We start from the raw sequence: 5,933 nt of genomic DNA, 5'->3' as shown, positions 1-5,933 counted from the left end.
AGTGGCTGAGTTATTGAGGAGATGTCAATCGGTTGAGTATTCTTTGGAATACTATTTTAAAACTAAATGACTATAATCGTCTTTCAACCGTGTAGCCTTGGCACTGTTTAAAGCGGAAGTAATCCGTTCTGGACTCATTTTCCAGTCAATCTGATGTTGGAGTAAGCGTAAGTGAACCAAGGCAATAAAGCATGTTAAAAAGTGTGCTTGAATATGTTCTTCTGTCCAAACATAGACTGGACGACTTTCTAACTCCATTTTAGCGACACGGAAGCAAGCCTCTATTTTTGACAATTCCTTGTAGGAAGCAAGCATAGCCTCATCGCTCATCTCAATCTCACTGGTCACAAGGACATGAACTCCATCAAATTGAGCATCAAATTCCACCTCTTCTTGGTTAATTCGGATAAGTGGTGAAAATGGTTTAACCTCTCCGGTTTCCTTATCCAAATAGCTCAATTCAAGGTATTTCTTTCCGCCCTTCTTACTCGTTTGTCGAAACAATTCCGCATCCGTTAGCTTATTGGCGTAGGAAAGAGCCCCTTCACGTCGAATCCGTTCTCTATCTTCATATTTCTTTGACCAGGTCATTAGTACTTTTTCTCTAACGGTTGGAGAATCCTTCTTGGTCCCAAGTTTTCTCTCTCGAATGTAAGACTTTTTAGCGAAAGTGATCTCTTGATTAAACTGCCAACCAGATTCTTCCAATATTTTTTCTTGAATATCCTTCGGAGCACCACGTTTCCCACGGTGCTTTTGTGAAAAGAGCCAGCCATCTCCTTGCTTCTCCATAGCTGAAACATTATTTTGACTATTCATTGCCTTATCTGCCACAACTACAATTCGTTCAATCCCAAATTGTTTCTTTACTTCTTCAACAGCAGGAAGATAAGTCACAGGGTCTGTCTGATTGCCTCTGAATAATTTATAGCTGATTGGAATACCGTTGGTATCCATAAACAATCCCAATTGCACTATAGGCTTAGGTCTGTGTTCCTTACTAGGTCCCCTCCTACGCAAGCCCTCTTTGAGAATTGTTCCGCTCTCTGATACCTCTTCACTATCAGGGATATCTGTTTCAAAGTAATAGTTAGTAACATCATAGAAAACCAGACGAGCTTCACGCTTTGTCAGTCGACTTACTTCCTTGTGCAGATGTAGTTGAAGGTCCTCTTTTAGTGAGTTTAAGAGATCCAAAGAACGGTAGATAGCATTGCGACTAACTGACCAATCTCCAAACAAGTCACCCTGAGAAGCATATGTCGCAAGTTTACTATTCGGATGTAAGATACGCTGAAAGACAAGTAGCTTTAGCACTTGAACCAAGTCGTAGTCAGCCTTATGAGGTCGGGATTTTAAAAAATGAGATAACTCCAATTCCTCAAACAAACCATCTAGTACCATCCAACCATAAGACTTATCTGGTTCATACATAGGAGCAAGCAAATCATAGTCAACTGTTAGAGTTTTCTTAGCTGTTAAAATCCCTTGCTTAGCTTCTTGTTTTAATCGGTCAAGAATAGCGGGATCGTCTTTTTCAAGTTCATCCAATAAGCCATATTTTTTTAGGATCCGTTGTTTGACCTTGCCATCTTTACGATATCCCTCGACTAGGTAGACATGGGTCCGACCTTCTCTGTTCGTTGTTGTTTTGATAAATGCCATACTTACACCATAACATACATAACCATATGCAACAACAAAGACGATGAAAATTCTTCAAAAAATTCAACTATAGCAAGCACTTATGGCATTTTTTTGAAAAATTAAGTGAGAAAGTCGGGATTATAGCAAAATCAATACTCAAATTCCATACTTTTCTGATTATATAAACAAAAACAAACGATTTTACGTTTGTTTTTGTTTATATTCATCAGTTAATATTTGTTTTATGTCCAATAAAGAAATAATCTTCCAATTCTGCTCCACACCATCAATTTGCAGGTTGATGCTATGAATCCCTGCGTTGATAGCTGTTTCTACATCGAGCAACCGATCGCCGATGTAGTAGGTATTTTCTTTGTTCAGTCCGTATTTTTCGATGAGAAATAGCAGAGCTTCTGGACTTGGTTTGCGGGCAAAACCAAAATCGCTGGTCAAGATTTCTGTGAAATAGTGACGGACACCCAAATCCTCCAAAACCTGAAAAGCATTGTCACTTTTGTGTGTATAAACGAAATTTTGAATTCCTTTCTCTGCTGTCCAGTCCAAAATTTCACGCGCACCAGCCATCAAGGGAATCTGCGTATTTTTCTCCTTCAAGGAAGTCGCACGCACACGATTAAGTTCATCGCTATCCAGACCGTACTTGTCCGCATCACGCACCAGCAAATCCTTGACAGAATAACGAAGAATGAAATTCCTTACTTCTTCGCGGTCAAAAGGGAGATCATATTGTTCATAGGTTTCCTGAATTCCAGCCAAAATCGCCTCATAGGAATCCAAAAGGGTTCCATCCAAATCCCAAATAAATGTCGGTGTCATCTTATCTCCATTCATATGCTTGATAGGGCTTGTCCAATTGGTAACCCAATTTTTCAGCCAGTTTCAAGGAAGTCAGAGTATGTGCATCCCAGCTAGGATAGAGATTACGGTCTAAACAAGCTAAGATTAACTGAGCAGCACAAGCTCTAGCTAAACCCAAACCTCGATAGTCTTCCCTAGTATCCACCTCTATCTCAATCCCACCTGAATAACTGGCATAGGATGAGGCACCTGACACCACCTGTTCCTTATGCAAGATGACATAGCCTAGACCCGAGTCTAAAAACTGCTCCACATCAGCATAATTGCCCACCAAATCGCGTGACCATTCTTCTACCAGACAGGCATCATACAGATTACGGTCAATCGCTTTCAGGTCAAACTCTTCAGGTAGGGCGTCAATCAGTTTCTGCAAATGCCCAAGGTCAAAACTAGTATCTTTTTTCGTAGCATAACGGGTAAAGGACCGGATTCTGTCTCCGTAAGTCCCTTCTATCAGGTCTGACCAGGCCTGGTTTTGGGGTACTAAAATAATATCCTTTCCCTCACATATTTTTAGCAAGTCCACATTTGGTTTTCCGGCCAAAAAACCAAAGAAGCTCTGCCGTCCATAGAGAGCTAAGGCTGACTGGGGCGACTGGGTATTATCGACATGAATCTGTCCCATTCTGCCTTCTAAACAGGTCCAAATAATTGCCTCAGGCCAATCTCCAAATAAACTGGCTACTCGTCTCATCTGCTCTGCCATTATTTTTCCGTATAGGGATAACCCAAGTGCTCGTAGGCCTTAGCTGTCGCAACCCGCCCCGTCCGTGTCCGCATGAGGAAGCCCTGCTGAATCAGGTAAGGCTCGTACATGTCCTCCACCGTCTCACGCTCCTCGGCGATATTGACTGACAGGGTGTTGAGGCCGACGGGACCGCCGCCGTACATCTCAATCATGGTCCGGAGAATCTTCTGGTCCACATAGTCCAGCCCCTCACGGTCCACGTCAAGCATGGTCAAAGCCTTGTCCGTAATGCTATCGTCAATCAGACCGTCGCCCATAATCTGGGCAAAATCCCGCACCCGCTTGAGCAGGCGGTTGGCGATACGTGGAGTCCCTCGCGAACGACGAGCCAGCTCAATCGCTGCTTCATGGGTAATCTCCATCTCAAAGATGTCCGCTGTCCGCTCGACAATCTCGGTCAAATCAGCCAGTTCATAATACTCCATGTGACCGGTGATACCAAAACGAGCCCGCAGGGGATTGGATAGCATACCCGCACGAGTAGTCGCTCCAATCAGGGTAAAAGGCGGCAACTCCAAATGCACAGAGCGACTGGCCTCTCCTGCTCCAATCATAATATCGATGTAGAAGTCTTCCATAGCAGAGTAGAGAATCTCCTCAACCGCCATGGGCATACGATGGATTTCATCAATAAAGAGGACATCCCCTGGCTCCAAATCATTGAGAAGGGCAACCAAATCACCTGCCTTTTCAATGACAGGACCACTGGTCTGCTTGATATTGACACCTAGTTCGTTTGCAATGACAAAGGCCATGGTGGTCTTACCCAGACCTGGAGGACCAAAAAGAAGAGTATGATCCAAGGCTTCATCACGGAGCTTGGCTGCCTCAATAAAGATTTTCAACTGGTCCTTGACCTTGTCCTGACCGATGTATTCGTTTAATTTCTGCGGACGCAGGGTACGCTCAACGTATTCCTCGTCCTGCATTTGTTCCATATCTAAAATTCGATTTGTCATGAAACCATTATAGCATAAAATGAAAATACCAGACTCAGTGAGTCCAGTATTCTCAGGAGATTATATGATCCCTAGCTCTTGTCGCTTGCGACTTAGAGCTAGGGATACCTTTAGGTGAAAAGATATGCCAGCCGTTTGAGCTTTAGCTCTTACAGATGACGATACTGAAAATCATTCAGTAAATGTTTCGCTATTTCTAGCTCGGATTTAGTATAACTCGCCAAGCTTAAGGGAAACTAAAACAGAATTCATTTTATTTATTTTCCACTATTCGCAAAAATCGCTCTAGAAAGTGCGCATCTAAATCGTTGTACTGACTGCCTTCTGCTGAACTTTCTTTGGGAATGCCCAGATTCATCAGTCGCTGATTAAATTCCTCTAGTTCGATGTAGGTGTCAGCTGGCACTAAATCCTGATTGGAAGTCGGCTGCATAAACACAATTTCCTTTCCGTCAAGCTGAATACGGTAGCTAAATTGTCCCTGCTTTTTAGTTTCATCTAGGGTAAACACCTTGGTCCCAAATCCTGCCCAGACAGACTTGACATCACTGTAAAGATATTCCTTGGACGGTGCCAACAGATTGATGTCAATAATCTGGTCTTTGGTCACAGCTGTTGTTGTAGAAATCAGCAGAGCGGTCAACAAGATACAGCCACCTGCCAGACCCAAGCCATATTTCCAAGGAAGTTTCACCAGCCTCGCCAGTTTTCCCAAAAGAAAAACGAGAAAAGCCATAATAAATGCCATGGAAATCTTGCCCAGACCAATCGAATACTCATAGAAGAGCCAGTCGCTTGGCAGGAAGAAGGTTTCTGTCAGCCAGCCGACGAAGATAAAGTAGCTAATTCCACCCACAAGGGTGATTAGACCGATTGGAATCCACCAGGCTTGGCTACGATTCTTCTGGCGGACCTTGTCCCGATGTTTCCACCAGGTTACGAGGTAGTCTCGCCAGAGAAGCGTGATCCAAGCAGTTGCTAGTAGGGAAACCACGGCTAGTAGGAAAAGATTTTCCTGACGGCCTTGTTGTATTCGAGTAAACAACCAGAGAATTGGACCTGATAGCATCATGGTCTGCAAGAGGGTCAGCCATAGGCTTGGTAATAAGGCATTTTCTAGGTCTTGTTTTAAGTCTTGGAACTCACCGCTTTCCACAAAAGCAATGGAGTCCTGAGCTTCTTCTAGCCAGTCATCTTTCTTGCCTATGTCCTTGACAACCTGATCCAGCAAGTCAACCTTATCTGCCAACTCTTCTGCTTGCTGGTTGATTTCTTGCTGTTTCTCACGCAAGGCTGATTGCAATTCCTCCTCCGACAAGGTTAGAATCTCTTTAATCTCTGCTAGGGAAATTTCAAAATAGCGGAGCAACTTAATCAAGCGGAGCTGCTGCACATTTTCTTCTGAATAATCACGGTAGTCATTGAGCGGATTTCTCGCCACTTCAATCAAGCCCTTTTCTTCATAGAGGCGTATCGCCTTGGTTGACAAGCCTGTCAACTTCTCCACATCCTTGACCTGCATAAGCAACCTCCATCTGCTTTGATAGTCCTAGCATACACCATTCCCCTAGGGGTGAGTCAAGACTTTTTTGATTTTTTATACAAAAACAGCCGACGTCACTTGAGCCCACTGAAAAAGTCTCCAGTTACTCCGACTCTTATAAAAAATAGGAATTCTCCTAAATGATTGGGAGAATTCC

4 protein-coding genes and 1 pseudogene are annotated in these 5,933 nt (G+C 43.5%); all 5 read right to left on the bottom strand.

What is annotated here, in order from left to right; translation table 11 throughout:
• Positions 1 to 63 precede the first annotated feature (63 nt).
• Positions 64 to 1,665 (bottom strand): annotated as a pseudogene (locus P7J36_RS11310) (IS1634 family transposase); the annotation flags it as partial.
• Between the two features lie 183 nt (positions 1,666 to 1,848).
• Positions 1,849 to 2,484 carry an HAD-IA family hydrolase gene (locus P7J36_RS11305; RefSeq protein WP_408552163.1) on the bottom strand — a complete coding sequence of 212 codons (636 nt, stop codon included), beginning with the start codon at positions 2,482 to 2,484 and terminating at the stop codon, positions 1,849 to 1,851.
• 1 nt (position 2,485) lies between these two features.
• Positions 2,486 to 3,232 carry a GNAT family N-acetyltransferase gene (locus P7J36_RS11300; RefSeq protein ID WP_408552164.1) on the bottom strand — a complete coding sequence of 249 codons (747 nt, stop codon included), beginning with the start codon at positions 3,230 to 3,232 and terminating at the stop codon, positions 2,486 to 2,488.
• Positions 3,232 to 4,233 carry a Holliday junction branch migration DNA helicase RuvB gene (gene ruvB / locus P7J36_RS11295; RefSeq protein WP_105118966.1) on the bottom strand — a complete coding sequence of 334 codons (1,002 nt, stop codon included), beginning with the start codon at positions 4,231 to 4,233 and terminating at the stop codon, positions 3,232 to 3,234. Before ruvB ends, P7J36_RS11300 begins: the two co-directional genes overlap by 1 nt.
• A gap of 253 nt (positions 4,234 to 4,486) precedes the next feature.
• Positions 4,487 to 5,755, bottom strand: a complete 1,269-nt coding sequence (locus P7J36_RS11290) for a MerR family transcriptional regulator (protein ID WP_408552166.1) — start codon at positions 5,753 to 5,755, stop codon at positions 4,487 to 4,489.
• Positions 5,756 to 5,933 lie beyond the last annotated feature (178 nt).

It is taken from the genome of Streptococcus suis, from assembly GCF_046032115.1.
Lineage (GTDB): Bacteria > Bacillota > Bacilli > Lactobacillales > Streptococcaceae > Streptococcus > Streptococcus suis_AJ.
This window is presented reverse-complemented; position numbering and strand designations above follow the sequence as displayed.

Coding starts and splice junctions, on each gene's coding strand:
- P7J36_RS11290 (WP_408552166.1), bottom strand. CDS start 5,755: ATGCAGGTCAAGGATGTGGAGAAGTTGACAGGCTTGTCAACCAAGGCG.
- P7J36_RS11305 (WP_408552163.1), bottom strand. CDS start 2,484: ATGACACCGACATTTATTTGGGATTTGGATGGAACCCTTTTGGATTCC.
- P7J36_RS11300 (WP_408552164.1), bottom strand. CDS start 3,232: ATGGCAGAGCAGATGAGACGAGTAGCCAGTTTATTTGGAGATTGGCCT.
- ruvB (WP_105118966.1), bottom strand. CDS start 4,233: ATGACAAATCGAATTTTAGATATGGAACAAATGCAGGACGAGGAATAC.